Raw genomic sequence first — 15,536 nt, 5'->3', positions numbered from 1 at the left:
AACCCTTGCGTGGCATTTCCAAGGGTGGATATGATCTCGATCCTGGATTATCAATAATATTATCGGGAAGAAAAATGACGGACGAGACCAAGGGCGGCAAGCCCGCCAAGGGCCCCTTCGACAGCGACGGCGAGCGCAGCACCGGCGTGGCGCGCGGGCTCACCAACTACGGCGACACCGGCTTTTCGCTGTTCCTGCGCAAGGCCTTCATCAAGGGCGCCGGCCTGTCCGACGACGCCCTGGCGCGTCCCATCATCGGCATCGTCAACACCGGCAGCAGCTACAACCCGTGCCACGGCAACGCGCCGCAGCTGATCGAGGCGGTCAAGCGCGGCGTGATGCTGGCCGGCGGCCTGCCGATGGACTTCCCCACCATCTCGGTGCACGAGAGCTTCTCGCAGCCCACCAGCATGTACCTGCGCAACCTCATGTCGATGGACACCGAGGAAATGATCCGCGCCCAGCCGATGGACGCGGTGGTGCTGATCGGCGGCTGCGACAAGACCGTGCCGGCGCAGCTGATGGGCGCCTCGTCCGCCGGCGTGCCCGCGATCCAGCTGGTGACCGGCTCGATGCTGACCGGCTCGCACCGCGGCGAACGGGTCGGCGCCTGCACCGACTGCCGCCGCTACTGGGGCCGCTATCGCGCCGAGGAGATCGACGCGCCCGAGATCGCCGACGTCAACAACCAGCTGGTGGCCAGCGTCGGCACCTGTTCGGTGATGGGCACCGCCAGCACCATGGCCTGCCTGACCGAGGCGATGGGCATGATGGTGTCGGGCGGCGCGTCCGCCCCGGCCGTCACCGCCGACCGCGTGCGCGTGGCCGAGCGCACCGGCGCCACCGCCGTCGCCATGGCGGCCTCGCGCCTGACGCCCGACCGCATCATCACCGGCAAGTCCATCGAGAACGCGCTGCGCGTGCTGCTGGCCATCGGCGGCTCGACCAACGGCATCGTGCACCTGACCGCCATCGCCGGCCGCCTGGGCATCGGCATCGACCTGGCCGGGCTCGACCGCATGAGCCGCGAGACCCCGGTGCTGGTCGACCTGAAGCCCTCGGGCCAGCACTACATGGAAGACTTCCACCACGCCGGCGGCATGCTGGCCCTGCTGCGCGAGCTGCGCCCGCTGCTGCACCTGGACGCGCTGACGGTGTCGGGCCGCACCCTGGGCGAGGAACTGGACGACGCCCCCGCGCCGTTCAAGCAGGACGTGATCCGCAGCGTCGCCGCGCCGATCTATCCGGTGGGCGGCCTGGCCGTGCTGCGCGGCAACCTGGCGCCTGGCGGCGCCATCATCAAGCAGTCGGCCGCCAATCCCAAGCTGATGGAGCACGAGGGCCGCGCGGTGGTGTTCGAGGACGCCGAGGACATGGCCCGCCGCATTGACGACGAGGCGTTGGACGTGACCGCCGACGACGTGCTGGTGCTCAAGCGCATCGGCCCCACCGGCGCGCCCGGCATGCCCGAGGCCGGCTACATGCCGATCCCCAAGAAGCTGGCGCGCGCCGGCGTCAAGGACATGGTGCGCATTTCCGACGGCCGCATGAGCGGCACGGCGGCCGGCACCATCGTGCTGCACGTCACGCCCGAGGCCGCGATTGGCGGACCGCTCGCCTACGTGCAAAATGGCGACCGGATCCGCCTGTCGGTGGCGCGGCGCGAAATCGCCCTGCTGGTCGACGCGGCCGAGCTGGCGCGCCGCATGGCCGCCGGCCCGGTCGAACGCCCGGCGGCCGACCGCGGCTACCGCAAGCTGTTCCTGCAGACCGTGACCCAGGCCGACCAGGGCGTGGACTTCGACTTCCTGCGCGCCAGCGCCACCCGCGACACCGTGCCCAAGCAATAACCTTCCCGCCACGCCCATGAACGCCATCACCCCCGCCGCCCTCGAACCGCAAGCGCCCGACGCCCTGGCGGCGGCGGTGGCCGCGCTGGAGGAAGACATCGTCTTCGGCCGGCTGCATCCGCGCGAGCGGCTGACCGAGGACGAACTGATGGCGCGCTTCGACATGAAGCGCCACGCGGTGCGCCAGGTGCTGGTGGAGCTGGAGCTGCTGGGCGTGGTCGAACGCAAGCGCAACGTCGGCGCGGTGGTGCGGGCCTTTTCGGCGCGCGAGGTGCTGGAGCTGTATGCGCTGCGCGAGGTGCTGGAAGTGCACGCCGCCAGCCTGATGCCGCTGCCCGTGCCGCCGGCGCGGCTGGCGGCGCTGACCGCGGTGCAGCGCGAGCACGACGCCGCCGTGGCCGAGGGCGACGCGCGCCGCGTGTTCCGCAGCAACCAGCGCTTTCACCGCGAGTTCTTCGGCCTGCTCGACAACGCGGTGCTGGGCCAGGCGATCGAGGAATACGCGCGCCGCACCCACCCGATCCGCTTCGGCTCGCTGGCCGCCGCCAATTACCGCGAACGCGCCCGCCAGGAGCACTGGGCCATGATCCACGCGCTGCGCGACGGCGACAGGACGGCGCTGATGACGCTGTGCCGCGAGCACCTGCTGCCTTCGCGCGACGCCTACCTGGCGTCGGAACAGGCGCGCCGCGGCGCCTGAGCCACACCGCGCGCGACACCGACACGCCAGGCGCCTGAGCCGGCCGGCACACTGCGCCGCGGCTTCCGGGCGCCGCCCCGCTCGCCTCGATCACCCCCGCCGAAAGCTCAACGCGCCTCGTCCGCCAGATACTGCCGCAGCAGCGCCACCAGCGCCGCGGCCGCCGGCGGCAGGCTGCGGTTGCGCGCCGTCACCAGCCCGATCGAACGCTCGGCCACCGGGCCGGTCAGCGGCCGCTGCACGATGCCGTTCTGCGCCACCGCGCCCGCCGCGATCTCGGGTAGCGCCGCCACCCCGAAGCCGCACTCCACCATCGCCACGATGGTGGTCAGGTGTTCGGCCTCGAAGGCCGGCGTGAAGCGGATGCGGTTCTGCAGGAAGGCCCATTCGGTGTACTGGCGCACGCTGCTCGGGTGCACCATCGACACGTGCGCCGCGCTGGCCGTGTCGGCCCAGCGCAATGGCCCCTTGGCGCGCGCCAGCGGGTGCGCCTCGGGAATCAGCAGCAGGAAGCTGTCCGACATCAAGGGTTGGTAATGCAGGTCGGCGTGCTGCGGGTCGGCGGCGGTCAGGGCGAAGTCCACGTCGCCGGCGCGCACCAGGTCGAAGGCCGGACCCGACAGCGTGTCGCGCACCTTCAGCGCCACCTGCGGGTGCGCCTGGCGGTAGGCCATCAGCACCCGCGGCAGCAGCCGCGCGGCCAGCGACGGCAGCGCCGCCACCGACACCTGGCCGTGCTCGGCGCTGGCGATGCCGCTGACCGCGGCGATGGCGTCGCGAAACGCCACCTGCAGGGCGGCGGCCTGCTGCATGAAGACTTCTCCCGCCGCCGTCAGCCGCACGGTGCGGGTGGTGCGGTCGAACAGCCGCACGCCCAGCGCATCCTCGATGCGCTGGATCTGCGTCGACAGCGCCGATTGCGACAGGTGCAGCTGCGCCGCCGCCTGGCGGAAGTTGAGGGTGCGGCCCAGCACCAGGGTGGTGTCGATGTCGCGCATCGAAAGATTGATCTGCATGCCGCCGGGCGCCTTGTCCATTGATCCGATTTGTCGATCATTCTATCCAAAAAATCTGATTCATCAATCAAACAAGCTTCTCTACACTCGACGCCCAATACAGACACAGGCGCAGACACAAGCGCAGATGCAACAGCGGTTTCAGAACAAGGAGCAAACCATGCAGACGGACGCGAAGGCCCTGCCCAATCCGGGCGCGGCGCATGCGGTGGTGGTGGGCGGCGGCACCATGGGCGCCGACGTGGCGGTGGTGCTGACGCGCGCCGCCTGCCGCACGACGGTGATCGAGCCGGACGCGGCGCGCGCGGCCGCGCTGCCGGCGCGCGTGGCCGACAATCTCAGGACCATCGGCCGCGAGGCCCAGGTGGCGCAGCTGGCCACGGCGGCCAGCCTGGACCAGGTGGACTGGGCCAGCGTCGACCTGGTGATCGAATGCGTGCCGGAACGGCTCGACATCAAGCAGGCGCTGTTCGCCGAGCTGGTGCGCCGCGCGCGGCCCGACGCCGTCCTGGCGAGCAACAGTTCCAGTTTCCCGATCAGCGCCATCGGCCAGGGGCTGGCCACGCGCGAACGCATGCTGGGCCTGCACTTCTTCATGCCGGCGCACCTGGTGCCGCTGGTCGAGGTGGTGATGGCCGAGACCAGCGACGAGGCCCGCGCCGATGCGCTGATCGCCTTCATGCGCCGCTGCGGCAGCGTGCCGGTGAAGGTGCGCCAGGACCTGCCGGGCTTTCTGGCCAACCGCCTGCAGCACGCGCTGTCGCGCGAGGCGTTCAACCTGATCGACCGCGGCATCGCCTCGCCCGAGGACGTGGACGCGGCGGTGCGCTTCGGTTTCGGCTTCCGCTTCCTGGCGGCCGGCCCGGTGATGCAGCGCGACCACGCGGGCATCGACGTGCACGCGGCGGCGGGCGCAACCATGTACCCGACGTTCTGCAACGACGACCACCCGGCGCGCTGCCTGACCGAGCGCGCCGCCGACGGCCGCTACGGCATGAAGGCGGGCGAAGGCTTCTACGCCTGGACGCCGGAGACCATCGCCGCCGAGCGCGCGCGCTACGACCGGCTGCTGCGCGCGGGCCTGGACCTGATCGCGCCGGAACTGCCGGAGATCCAGCCGTGAGCGCCGTCAACCTGCCGCGCCCGGCCCTGGCCGAGTCGCCCGTCATCGTGACGGTGGCGCCCAACGGCGCCTACAAGAAGGCCGCCGACCATCCGGCGGTGCCGCTGACGGCCGAGGCCCTGGCGCTGGAGGCCCGCGCCTGCCTGGACGCCGGCGCGGCGATGATGCACATGCACGTGCGCAAGCCGGACGGCAGCCATCTGCTGGACGCGCAGGCGTACCGCGACGCGCTGGCGGCGGTGCGGCGCGCGGTGGGCGACGAGCTGCTGGTGCAGGTGACCAGCGAGGCGGCGGGCGTCTACAAGGCGGCCGAGCAGATGGCGCTGGTGCGCGAGCTGGAACCGGAGGCGGTGTCGATCGGCCTGCGCGAGATCGCGGTGCCGGAGATCGCGGAGGCCGAGCTGGCGGCGTTCCTGGCCTGGGTGGCCGAGCGGCGCATCATGACGCAGATCATCCTGTATGACGAGGGCGATGTGCGGCGCTGGCTGTCGCTGCGGGCGCGGGGGCTGGTGCCGCCGGGCGCGTGGTCGGTGCTGTTCGTGCTGGGGCGCTATAGCGTGGGGCAGACGTCGTCGGCCTATGACCTGCTGCCGTTCCTGGCGGCGTATGACCACTCGCTGCCCTGGGCGGTGTGCGCGTTCGGGGCGCAGGAAAATGCCTGCGTGACGACGGCGGCGGCGTTCGGGGGGCATATGCGGGTGGGGTTCGAGAATAATTTGAAGCTGCGGGATGGGGCGGTGGCGGCGGGGAATGCCGAGTTGGTGAGGCAGGCTGTCGAGGGAGCCCGGGCGTTGGGGCGGCCGCTTGCGGATGCTGCCGAGGCGCGGCGGATTTATGGGGCGGTTGCTTAGCGGGTGAAGTGGGCTGGCGGTTCATTTGCCTGGCGGTTCATTTCATTATTGACGGGCTGTATTTGATTGCTGGCCGAGGGCAGCTTGCTTGGGCCGCCAGGGGCGTCGGGGCCCCGGCGGGCGCGGTCTGCGGGGGTGGTCCGGCCCGCCGGGGCCGGACTGCCCCGTGCTCATCCTCGTGGGCGCCTGCGGCGCCTGCCTTCGGATTCCGCCGGGCACCCCCTGGACGGCCGCGCCCGCCGGGGCCCCGACGCCCCTGGCTACAGTAATTGCTGGTGGTGGTTGCCATGGCGGGCGGGTTGCTTGGCCTTTTTCTGGGGGTCGGTTGCCGTTGGAAGAGTTTGTGTTGCCCGTCGATGAAGGCCGCCCTGCGCGGCCTTCATCGACTTACGCGGTTCGCTTTTTTTGGGGGGCCTGGTGACGGGAGGCTGGCCTGGAAGCTCTTGTGGAGCTTGTATTTTGTTGTTCGTTATATAGATAGGCACATAGCGTTTGCGCGGGGTGTTGCGTTGTGGTGCAACATTGACGCGTTTGAAATCCATCTGCTAAAAACTTCGACATCCGCACGTTAAACGCAATACCCCGACTGTCTGGTGAGGTGGTGTGTGTCAAACGAGTCTGATGGCTACACGAAGCCGCAGGAACTGCGAAGTTTTCTGTTCCTGACGGCGGTCATGGCCCCCGTTCTTACGGTGATCATCGTCGCGGGCTACGGTTTCATGGTTTGGTTCTATCAGTTGATTGCCGGTCCCCCGGGCAGCTGATGCGAACCGACGGAACCGACCCCATGTCCGCGCATCCTTCCCCGGCCGCCGCGCCGGCTTCCCCTGAATTGCATATCGCCAGCCTGGTCGTGCATGCCACGCCGCGGCGGCTGGACGAGGTGCGTCATGCGGTGCTCGCGATCGCGGGCGCCGAGATCCATGGCGCGTCCGAGACGGGCAAGCTGGTGGTGACGCTGGAAGCCCCCTCCACTGACGACATGATGGCGCGGATCTCGCAGATCCAGCGACTGGATGGCGTGCTGGCATCGGCGTTGGTGTACCAGCACGCCGACACGCTGGCCGCGATGAACGAGGAGATCGACGATGGCAATGGCCCGTAGGGAGTTCATCAAGCAGTCCGCCGCCGCCGCGGCCGCCACGGTGGCGGGGATTCCGGTGGTGGGCTACACGCAGAACATCGTGACCGAGTCGGAGGCGGCCAAGCTCAAGTGGTCCAAGGCGCCCTGTAGGTTCTGCGGGACCGGCTGCGGCGTGAACGTCGCGGTGAAGGACAACCAGGTGGTGGCCACGCACGGCGACTTCAATGCCGAGGTCAACAAGGGGCTGAACTGCGTCAAGGGCTATTTCCTGTCCAAGATCATGTATGGCAACGACCGCCTGACGCAACCGCTGCTGCGCATGAAGGACGGCAAGTACGCCAAGGATGGCGAATTCGCGCCGGTGTCGTGGGACCAGGCCTTCGACGTGATGGCCGAGCAGTTCAAGCGCGTGCTCAAGGACAAGGGGCCGGAGGCCGTCGGCATGTTCGGCTCGGGCCAGTGGACGGTGTGGGAAGGCTACGCCGCGCTCAAGCTGATGAAGGCGGGGTTCCGCTCCAACAACCTGGACCCGAACGCGCGCCACTGCATGGCGTCGGCGGCGGTGGGGTTCATGCGCACCTTCGGCGCGGACGAGCCGATGGGCTGTTACGACGATATCGAGAACGCCGACGTGTTCGTGCTGTGGGGCTCGAACATGGCGGAGATGCATCCGATCCTGTGGACCCGCGTCACCGACCGGCGGCTGTCGGCGCCCAAGACCAAGGTGGCGGTGCTGTCGACCTTCGAGCACCGCTCGTACGAGCTGGCCGACCTGACGCTGACCTTCACGCCGCAGACCGACCTGGCGATCCTGAACTACATCGCCAACCACATCATCCAGACCAAGCGCGTGAACCGCGAGTTCGTCGACAAGCACACGGTGTTCCGCGAGGGCAATACCGACATCGGCTACGGCCTGCGGCCCGACCACCCGTTGCAGCAGGCGGCCAAGAATGCCGGCGACGCCGGCGGCTCCAAGCCGATGACGTTCGACGAGTTCGCCAGGTTCGTGTCGCGCTACGACCTGGACTACACCGCCAAGCTGACCGGCGTGCCGAAGAAATCGCTGCAGGACCTGGCCGAGCTGTACGCCGACCCCAAGCTGCGGGTGACGTCGTTCTGGACCATGGGCTTCAACCAGCACACGCGCGGGGTGTGGGCCAACAACATGGTCTACAACATCCACCTGCTGACGGGCAAGATCTCGACGCCGGGCAACAGCCCGTTCTCGCTGACCGGCCAGCCGTCGGCCTGTGGCACCGCGCGCGAGGTGGGCACGTTCTCGCACCGCCTGCCGGCCGACCTGGTGGTGACCAATCCCAAGCACCGCGCCCACGCCGAGGACATCTGGCAGCTGCCGGCCGGCACCATCCCCGAGAAGGTCGGCGCGCACGCGGTGCTGCAGAACCGCATGCTGAAGGACGGCAAGATCAACGCCTACTGGGTGATGGTCAACAACAACATGCAGGCGGCCGCCAACCTGATGAACGAGGGGCTGCCGGGCTACCGCAATCCGGACAACTTCATCGTCGTGTCCGACGCCTACCCCACCGTCACCACCATCTCGGCCGACCTGATCCTGCCGGCCGCCATGTGGGTGGAAAAGGAAGGCGCCTACGGCAACGCCGAGCGCCGCACGCAGTTCTGGCACCAGCTGGTCGACGCGCCGGGCCAGGCGCGTTCCGACCTGTGGCAGCTGATGGAGTTCTCCAAGCGCTTCAAGGTCGAGGAAGTCTGGCCGGCCGACCTACTGGCCAAGAAGCCCGAATACCGCGACAAGACCCTGTTCGACGTGCTGTTCGCCAACGGCAAGGTCAACCGCTATCCCAACACCGAGCGCGACAAGGACTACGCCAACCAGGAGGCCGAGGCCTTCGGCTTCTATGCGCAGAAGGGCCTGTTCGAGGAATACGCCGAGTTCGGCCGCGGCCACGGCCACGACCTGGCGCCGTTCGACACCTACCACGAGGTGCGCGGGCTGCGCTGGCCGGTGGTCAAGGGCAAGGAAACGCTGTGGCGCTACCGCGAGGGCAGCGATCCGTACGTGAAGCCGGGCGCCGGCTTCGAGTTCTACGGCAACCCGGACGGCCGCGCCATCATCTACGCCCTGCCCTACGAGCCGCCGCCGGAGTCGCCGGACAAGGAATACCCGTTCTGGCTGTCGACCGGGCGGGTGCTGGAGCACTGGCATTCCGGCTCGATGACGCGGCGCGTGCCCGAGCTGTACCGGGCCTTTCCCAACGCGGTCTGTTTCATGCACCCCGACGACGCGCAGGCCATGGGCCTGCGGCGCGGGGTCGAGGTCGAGATCATCTCGCGGCGCGGCAGGATGCGCACCCGGCTGGAGACCCGCGGGCGCGACAAGCCGCCGCGCGGGCTGGTGTTCGTGCCGTGGTTCGACGCCGGCCAGCTGATCAACAAGGTCACGCTGGACGCCACCGACCCGATCTCGTTCCAGACCGACTTCAAGAAGTGCGCGGTCAAGATCGTCAAGGTCTGACGCACCGGAGACAGCCATGAATCGACGCGCCCTCGCTTTCGTATTGTGCGCAGCCTGTAGCATCGCGGCCTGGGCCGCGCCGCCGCTCGAGGTGCAGGACCCGATGCGCGGCCCCACGCCCATCGCCGACGAGACCGACCCGCCGCTGATCAGCCCGATCGAGAACAAGGACATCAAGCGGATGCGCACCTATTCGATGCAGCCGCCCACCATCCCGCACAGCATCGACGGCTACCAGATCGACAAGAACTTCAACCGCTGCCTGGCCTGCCACGCCCGCGTCAACACCGAGGAGACCCAGGCGCCGCCGCTGAGCGTGACCCACTACATGGACCGCGACAGCAACGTGCTGGCCGAGGTCTCGCCGCGGCGCTACTTCTGCGTGCAGTGCCACGTGCCGCAGGCCGAGGCCAAGCCGCTGGTGTCCAACACCTACCAGGACATCGACGTGATCCTCAAGCGCCTCTCCGCCCCGGCGTCCGGCAAGAAGTAAGGGACGGGGAACCGCCATGGTCAAACTCATCAAGCGCTACTGGAACATCATCCGCCGGCCCAGCGTGCACTTCAGCCTGGGCTTCCTGACGGTGGGCGGCTTCATCGGCGGCATCCTGTTCTGGGGCGCCTTCAACACCGCCATGGAATTCACCAACACCGAGAAGTTCTGCACCGGCTGCCACGAGATGCGCGACAACGTGTACGCCGAGCTCAAGGGCACCATCCACTTCACCAACCGTTCCGGGGTGCGCGCCCTGTGTTCCGATTGCCACGTGCCGCACAACTGGACCGACAAGATCGCCCGCAAGATGCAGGCGTCCAAGGAAGTGTGGGGCAAGATCTTCGGCACCATCGACACGCGCGAGAAATTCGTCGACAAGCGGCTGGAACTGGCCAAGCACGAGTGGGCCCGCTTCAAGGCCAACGATTCGCTGGAATGCCGCAACTGCCACAACTACGACTACATGGACTTCACGCGCCAGAGCGTGCGCGCGCAGAACATGCATTCGACCTACCTGGCCGACAAGAGCAAGACCTGCATCGACTGCCACAAGGGCATCGCCCACAAGCTGCCCAACATCCCGCCCGGCGAGCTGTCGTCGGTGCCCGGCCTGAACGGCCCGGACGGCCCGCATGCGGCCCGTTGAGCCGCCCTTCGCCGCCCTGGCCGGCGGCGGCGCGGACGTGGCCGGCGCGGCGCCGGACGCCGGCCTGCGCGCGGTCGGGCTGGTCGGCCGGCGCGGCGCGGCCGCTCCCATCGACCTGGCGCTGGCCCCCGGCCAGCTGCTGCGGGTGCGCGGCGCCAACGGCAGCGGCAAGACCAGCCTGCTGCGCATGCTGGCGGGCCTGTTGCGGCCGCTGGCGGGCAGCGTGCAATGGCGCGGCCGCGACATCCGCCGCGACCCGGCCTCCTATCACGCGCGGATGGCCTTCCTGTCGCACGGCAACGGCCTGTGCGGCGAGCTGAGCGCAGCCGACAACCTGCGCTATGCGCTGGCAATCGCCGGCGCGCCCGCCGTCGACGCCAGGCCGGCCCTGCGCGCCTGGCGCCTGGAGGCCTGCGCCGAGCAGCCGGCGGCGCGCCTCTCGCAAGGCCAGGGCCGGCGCCTGGCGCTGGCCGCCACGGTGCTGGCGGGCAAGCCGCTGTGGCTGCTGGACGAACCCGACGCGGGGCTGGACGCCGCCAGCCTCGACCTGCTGGACCAGGCGCTGGCCGCGCACCTGGCCGGCGGCGGCCTGGCCGTGGTGGCCTCGCACCGCCCGCCCGGCCCGGCCCTTGCCGATATGCAAACCCTGGACATGGATGACTACGCCGATGCTGGCAACGCTGTGGCAGTTGGCACGCCGTGAACTGCGGCTGGCCTGGCGGCGGCCAGCGGAAACGCTGGGCGCGACGCTGTTCTTCGTGGTGGCGGGCTCGCTGTTCCCGCTGGCCATCGGCCCCGACCCGGCGCTGCTGGCGGCCATCGGCCCCGGCGTGCTGTGGGTCTGCGCCCTGCTCGGCATCCTGCTGACGCTGCAACGCCCCTTCGCCCAGGACTACGACAACGGCGCGCTGGAACAGCTGCTGGTGTCGCCCCATCCCCTGCCCGTGCTGGTGGCCACCAAGCTGGCCGCGCACTGGTTCAGCAGCTGCCTGCCGCTGATCCTGGCCAGCCCGGTGCTGGCGCTGCAGTTCGGCCTGACGCCGGGCGCCATCGGCGTGCTGGCGCTGTCGCTGCTGCTGGGCACGCCGACGCTGGCGCTGGTTGGCGGGCTGGGCGCGGCGCTGACGCTGGGCCTGCGCGGCGGCGCGCTGCTGCCGCTGCTGGTGTTGCCGCTGTACGTGCCGGTGCTGATCTTCGGCAGCGGCGCGGTGGCGGCGGTGCATGCCGGCCTGGGCGCCGGCCCCCAATTGTCGTTGCTGGGCGCCGGACTGTGCCTGGCGCTGCTGCTGTGCCCGTGGAGCGCCTCGGCCGCGCTGCGCGTGGCGTTGGACTGAGGACCGGCCATCATGCATTCGCCCCCGCATCTGACCCTGCTGCCGACTCCGCCCGCGCGGCCCGGCTGGCTGCGCTACGCCGCGCCGCAGCGCTTCTATCCATTGGCCGGCCGGCTGATCCCGTGGCTGGCGCTGGCCGCGGCGCTGTTCGCCGCCGCCGGCCTCTACGTGGGCCTGGTCAAGGCCCCGGTCGACAGCCAGCAGGGCGAGGTCTACCGCATCCTCTTCATCCACGTGGCGGCGGCCTGGATGTCGATGTTCCTGTACCTGGTGATGGCGCTGTACGCCGCGCTCGGCCAGATATTGCAGACGCGGCTGTCGTTCATGATGATGCGGGCGCTGGCGCCCACCGGCGCCCTCTTCACCTTCCTGACCCTGTGGACCGGCGCGCTGTGGGGCAAGCCGACCTGGGGCACCTGGTGGGTGTGGGACGCGCGCCTGACTTCGGAACTGATCTTGCTGTTCCTGTACCTGGGCTTCATGGCGTTGCAGGCGGCCAGCGACGATCCGCGCCGCGGCGACCGCGGCGGCGCCATCCTGCTGCTGGCCGGCGTGGTCAACGTGCCCATCATCTATTTCTCGGTGCGCTGGTGGAGCACGCTGCACCAGGGCGCCTCGATCAACCTGACCACCGCGCCCAGCATGGCCCGCGTCATGCTGGCGGCCATGCTGCTGATGGTGGCGGCATTCTGGCTGTACAGCGCGGCGGCGTCGCTGGCGCGGGTGCGCGGCATCATCGCCGAACGCGAACCGGCCTCGGCCGAACCGCCCCGGGAGCGCCGATGAGCTGGGACGCGCTGTTCTCGCTGCAGGGCCACGGCCCCTACCTGCTGGGCGCCTATGGCGTGACGCTGGCGCTGATCGCCTGGGAAGCCGGCACGCTGTGGCGGCGAGCGCGGGCGCGCCGCCGCGCCGCCCGCCTGCACGCCGGAGACGGCCGATGAGTCCGCGCCGGCGCCGCGTGCTGGCGCTGCTGGGCGGCCTGGGCCTGCTGGCCGCGGCCGTCGCGCTGGTGCTCAATGCGCTGCAATCGAACCTGGTGTTCTTCTTCACGCCGACCCAGGTGGCCGCGCGCGAGGCGCCCACCCACGGCAGCTTCCGCGTCGGCGGCCTGGTGCAGGAAGGCTCGGTGCAGCGCGACGGCCTGAAGCTGCGCTTCATCGTCACCGACACCGCGCACGCCGTGCCCGTGACCTACCAGGGCCTGCTGCCCGACCTGTTCCGCGAGGGCAAGGGCGTGGTGGCCGCCGGCAAGCTCGACGCTGACGGCGTGTTCCACGCCTCCGAGGTGCTGGCCAAGCACGACGAGAACTACATGCCGCCCGAGGCCGCCGACGCGCTCAAGCGGGCCGCGGCCGGCGCCACCGCCAACGCGGCGCGGGCGGACGCGCGATGATCCCGGAAATCGGCCTCTTCAGCCTGATCCTGGCGCTGCTGGCGGCGCTGGTGCAAGGCACGCTGCCGCTGATCGGCGCCGCCACGGGCTGGCGGCCGGGCATGGCGGTGGCGCGACCCGCCGCCGTGGCGCAGTTCGGCCTGGCCACCGTGGCCATCGGCTGCCTGGCCTGGTCATTCCTGCAGAACGATTATTCGGTGCTGTACGTGGCCGCCAACTCGCACGCCGACCTGCCCGCCGCCTACCGCTTCGCCGCCGTCTGGGGTGGCCACGAAGGCTCGCTGCTGCTGTGGCTGTACCTGCTGAGCGCCTGGACGCTGGCGGTGGCGCTGCGCAGCGGGCGCCTGCCGCTGGCCTTTCTGGCCCGGGTGCTGGCGGTGATGGGGTGGATCAGCGCCGGCTTCCTGCTGTTCCTGCTGTTCCTGTCCAACCCCTTCGAGCGCCTGATGCCGCCGGCCATGGCCGGCCGCGACCTCAACCCGCTGCTGCAGGACCCCGGCATGATCGTGCACCCGCCCATGCTGTACATGGGCTACGTCGGCTTCTCGGTCGCCTTCGCCTTCGCCATCGCGGCGCTGCTGTCCGGCGAGCTGGACGCCCTGTGGGCGCGCTGGGTGCGGCCCTGGACGCTGGCCGCCTGGACCTTCCTGACCATCGGCATCCTGCTCGGCAGCGCCTGGGCCTATTACGTGCTGGGCTGGGGCGGCTGGTGGTTCTGGGACCCTGTCGAGAACGCCTCCTTCATGCCGTGGCTGGCCGGCACGGCGCTGATCCACTCGCTCATCGTCACCGAACGGCGCGGCGCCTTCCGCAGCTGGACGGTGCTGCTGGCCATCTGCGCGTTCTCGCTCAGCCTGCTGGGGACCTTCCTGGTGCGCTCGGGCGTGCTGACCTCGGTGCATGCCTTCGCCGTCGATCCCGGGCGCGGCCTCTACATCCTCGGCTTCATGACTCTGGTGGTGGGCGGCTCGCTCACGCTCTATGCCTGGCGCGCGCCCAAGGTCGGCCTGGGCGGCGGCTTCGCGCTGCTGTCGCGCGAATCGCTGCTGCTGGCCAACAACGTGGTGCTGACCGTGTCGGCCGCCTCGGTGCTGCTGGGCACGCTGTATCCGGTGGTGCTGGACGTGCTGGACTGGGGCAAGATCTCGATCGGCCCGCCCTACTTCGAGGCCGTTTTCGTGCCGCTGATGACGCCAGCCATCTTCCTGATGGGCGTCGGCCCGGTGGCGCGCTGGAAACAGGCCAAGGTGCCCGAGCTGGGCCGCCGGCTGCGCATCGCGTTCGGCGTCAGCGTGGCCACGGCGGTGCTGCTGCCGCTGGCCATGCCCGGCCCGGCGCGGCTGGGCTCGCCGCTGGTGATCCTGGGCCTGTGGCTGGCGGCCTGGTCGATCGCCAGCGCGGCCGCGCACGCCTGGCAGCGCCTGACCGACGGCGATGGCCACTGGCCGCGGCGCCTGGGGCGCCAGCCGCGCGCCTGGTACGGCATGCTGCTGGCGCACGCCGGCATCGGCGTCTTCATCGCCGGCGCCACCCTGGCCAACGGCTACGAGGTCAAGCAGGAACTGCGGCTGGACCTGGGCGCGGTGCAGGAGGCCGGCGGCTACCGCTTCACCTTCGCCGCGCTGGCGCCGGCCAGCGGGCCCAACTACAGCGCGCAGCGCGCCGAGTTCCGCGTCACTCGCGCCGACGGCCGCCCGGTCACCACGCTGTACCCGGAAAAGCGCCACTACACCGTGCAGGACATGCCGCTGAGCCAGGCCGCGATCGACAGCGGCTTCACCCGCGACCTGTTCGTGGCCCTGGGCGAACCGGCCGGCGGCACGGCCTGGACGGTGCGCATCCAGGTCAAGCCGTTCATGGCGTGGATCTGGTCGGGCTGCCTGCTGATGGCGCTGGGCGGCCTGCTTGCGGCGGGCGACAGGCGCTACCGCCAGGAAGCGGCGCGCGCGCCGCTTCCCCGGTCGCGCGCCGACGCCGTGCCGGCCACGCCGCGCGAGGGCTACTGATGCTGCGCTACCTGGTGCCGCTCGCCGTCTTCCTGGCCATGGCCGTGTTCCTGGCCATGGGCCTGTCGCGCGATCCGCGCGCCGTGCCCTCGGCCATGATCGACAAGCCCGCCCCCGCCATCGGCCTGCCGCTGCTGCACACGCCCGGCGAGCGGCTGGAGGTGCAATCGATGCGCGGCAAGGTCTGGCTGCTGAACGTCTGGGCCTCGTGGTGCGCGCCGTGCCGCGAGGAACTGCCGGTGCTGCGCGAGGTGGCGCGGCGGCATAACGTGCCGCTGTACGGCCTGAACTACAAGGACAAGCCCGAGGACGCCCTGGCCTGGCTGGGCCGCCACGGCGATCCGTACATTGCGTCCGCCAGCGACGTCGACGGCCGCGTCGGCATCGAGTATGGCGTGTATGGCGTGCCCGAGACCTTCGTCATCGATGGCGCCGGCCGCATCCGCTACCGGCAACTGGGCCTGATCACGCCGGAGATCTGGCGCACGCGGCTGCAACCGATGATCGAGGCGTTGCAATGATGAAATGGCCGAT

General features: G+C 70.1%; 18 protein-coding genes. 16 read left to right on the top strand and 2 right to left on the bottom strand.

Going from position 1 to position 15,536, the window contains the following annotated elements; translation table 11 throughout:
• The first annotated feature begins 74 nt into the window (after positions 1 to 74).
• Both AC1HFW_RS04605 and AC1HFW_RS04600 read left to right on the top strand, forming a co-directional pair.
• The gene (locus AC1HFW_RS04605; protein ID WP_479282014.1) at positions 75 to 1,850 is read left to right on the top strand and encodes an IlvD/Edd family dehydratase; all 1,776 of its coding nucleotides are present in this window, start codon (positions 75 to 77) and stop codon (positions 1,848 to 1,850) included.
• Between the two features lie 16 nt (positions 1,851 to 1,866).
• Entirely contained in the window at positions 1,867 to 2,550 is a 684-nt protein-coding gene (locus AC1HFW_RS04600) for a GntR family transcriptional regulator (RefSeq protein WP_061071659.1), read from the top strand.
• Positions 2,551 to 2,657: 107 nt separating this feature from the next.
• Here the strand turns inward: AC1HFW_RS04600 and AC1HFW_RS04595 are convergent, their stop codons facing one another.
• Positions 2,658 to 3,566: a LysR family transcriptional regulator gene (locus tag AC1HFW_RS04595; RefSeq protein ID WP_035361366.1), complete on the bottom strand. Its 909-nt coding sequence runs from the start codon at positions 3,564 to 3,566 to the stop codon at positions 2,658 to 2,660.
• Between the two features lie 160 nt (positions 3,567 to 3,726).
• Between AC1HFW_RS04595 and AC1HFW_RS04590 the strand changes: the two genes are divergently transcribed.
• Both AC1HFW_RS04590 and AC1HFW_RS04585 read left to right on the top strand, forming a co-directional pair.
• Positions 3,727 to 4,689, top strand: a complete 963-nt coding sequence (locus tag AC1HFW_RS04590) for a 3-hydroxyacyl-CoA dehydrogenase family protein (RefSeq protein WP_479282011.1) — start codon at positions 3,727 to 3,729, stop codon at positions 4,687 to 4,689.
• The gene (locus AC1HFW_RS04585) at positions 4,686 to 5,540 is read left to right on the top strand and encodes a beta-keto acid cleavage family enzyme (RefSeq protein WP_238891332.1); all 855 of its coding nucleotides are present in this window, start codon (positions 4,686 to 4,688) and stop codon (positions 5,538 to 5,540) included. Before AC1HFW_RS04590 ends, AC1HFW_RS04585 begins: the two co-directional genes overlap by 4 nt.
• A gap of 260 nt (positions 5,541 to 5,800) precedes the next feature.
• On the opposite strand, the gene AC1HFW_RS04580 is transcribed toward AC1HFW_RS04585, so the two are convergent.
• Entirely contained in the window at positions 5,801 to 6,082 is a 282-nt protein-coding gene (locus AC1HFW_RS04580; protein WP_479282009.1) for a hypothetical protein, read from the bottom strand.
• A gap of 63 nt (positions 6,083 to 6,145) precedes the next feature.
• Between AC1HFW_RS04580 and napE the strand changes: the two genes are divergently transcribed.
• Genes napE through AC1HFW_RS04520 form a run of 12 tightly spaced genes read left to right on the top strand, consistent with a single transcriptional unit; the run spans position 6,146 to position 15,523 of the window.
• On the top strand, positions 6,146 to 6,304 hold the full coding sequence (gene napE / locus AC1HFW_RS04575) for a periplasmic nitrate reductase, NapE protein (protein ID WP_006394233.1): 159 nt from the start codon (positions 6,146 to 6,148) through the stop codon (positions 6,302 to 6,304).
• A 23-nt stretch (positions 6,305 to 6,327) separates the two neighbouring features.
• Positions 6,328 to 6,645, top strand: coding sequence for a chaperone NapD (locus AC1HFW_RS04570; RefSeq protein ID WP_006394232.1), 318 nt, complete (start codon positions 6,328 to 6,330; stop codon positions 6,643 to 6,645).
• Positions 6,629 to 9,124 (top strand): periplasmic nitrate reductase subunit alpha, encoded by a 2,496-nt coding sequence (napA, locus tag AC1HFW_RS04565; RefSeq protein ID WP_198484507.1) that lies wholly within the window; start codon positions 6,629 to 6,631, stop codon positions 9,122 to 9,124. The genes AC1HFW_RS04570 and napA overlap by 17 nt, the downstream gene beginning before the upstream one ends.
• Before the next feature lie 16 nt (positions 9,125 to 9,140).
• The gene (locus AC1HFW_RS04560) at positions 9,141 to 9,617 is read left to right on the top strand and encodes a nitrate reductase cytochrome c-type subunit (protein ID WP_035360239.1); all 477 of its coding nucleotides are present in this window, start codon (positions 9,141 to 9,143) and stop codon (positions 9,615 to 9,617) included.
• Positions 9,618 to 9,633: 16 nt separating this feature from the next.
• A complete protein-coding gene (locus AC1HFW_RS04555; RefSeq protein WP_061071662.1) occupies positions 9,634 to 10,266 on the top strand; it encodes a cytochrome c3 family protein in 633 nt (210 codons plus the stop codon).
• Positions 10,253 to 10,969: a heme ABC exporter ATP-binding protein CcmA gene (gene ccmA, locus AC1HFW_RS04550; protein ID WP_479282005.1), complete on the top strand. Its 717-nt coding sequence runs from the start codon at positions 10,253 to 10,255 to the stop codon at positions 10,967 to 10,969. The genes AC1HFW_RS04555 and ccmA overlap by 14 nt, the downstream gene beginning before the upstream one ends.
• The gene (ccmB, locus tag AC1HFW_RS04545; RefSeq protein WP_006394227.1) at positions 10,935 to 11,600 is read left to right on the top strand and encodes a heme exporter protein CcmB; all 666 of its coding nucleotides are present in this window, start codon (positions 10,935 to 10,937) and stop codon (positions 11,598 to 11,600) included. Before ccmA ends, ccmB begins: the two co-directional genes overlap by 35 nt.
• A 12-nt stretch (positions 11,601 to 11,612) precedes the next feature.
• Positions 11,613 to 12,386: a heme ABC transporter permease CcmC gene (ccmC, locus tag AC1HFW_RS04540; protein ID WP_479282003.1), complete on the top strand. Its 774-nt coding sequence runs from the start codon at positions 11,613 to 11,615 to the stop codon at positions 12,384 to 12,386.
• On the top strand, positions 12,383 to 12,544 hold the full coding sequence (gene ccmD, locus AC1HFW_RS04535; RefSeq protein WP_081105022.1) for a heme exporter protein CcmD: 162 nt from the start codon (positions 12,383 to 12,385) through the stop codon (positions 12,542 to 12,544). The genes ccmC and ccmD overlap by 4 nt, the downstream gene beginning before the upstream one ends.
• Positions 12,541 to 12,996 carry a cytochrome c maturation protein CcmE gene (ccmE, locus tag AC1HFW_RS04530; protein ID WP_006394224.1) on the top strand — a complete coding sequence of 152 codons (456 nt, stop codon included), beginning with the start codon at positions 12,541 to 12,543 and terminating at the stop codon, positions 12,994 to 12,996. The genes ccmD and ccmE overlap by 4 nt, the downstream gene beginning before the upstream one ends.
• Positions 12,993 to 15,002 carry a heme lyase CcmF/NrfE family subunit gene (locus tag AC1HFW_RS04525; RefSeq protein WP_479282000.1) on the top strand — a complete coding sequence of 670 codons (2,010 nt, stop codon included), beginning with the start codon at positions 12,993 to 12,995 and terminating at the stop codon, positions 15,000 to 15,002. Before ccmE ends, AC1HFW_RS04525 begins: the two co-directional genes overlap by 4 nt.
• Positions 15,002 to 15,523 carry a DsbE family thiol:disulfide interchange protein gene (locus AC1HFW_RS04520; RefSeq protein WP_006394222.1) on the top strand — a complete coding sequence of 174 codons (522 nt, stop codon included), beginning with the start codon at positions 15,002 to 15,004 and terminating at the stop codon, positions 15,521 to 15,523. Before AC1HFW_RS04525 ends, AC1HFW_RS04520 begins: the two co-directional genes overlap by 1 nt.
• Positions 15,524 to 15,536 lie beyond the last annotated feature (13 nt).

It is taken from the genome of Achromobacter sp. ISS7, assembly GCF_056523125.1.
Note: the sequence above shows the minus strand (reverse complement) of the source record. Positions and strands in the feature narration are given on the sequence as shown.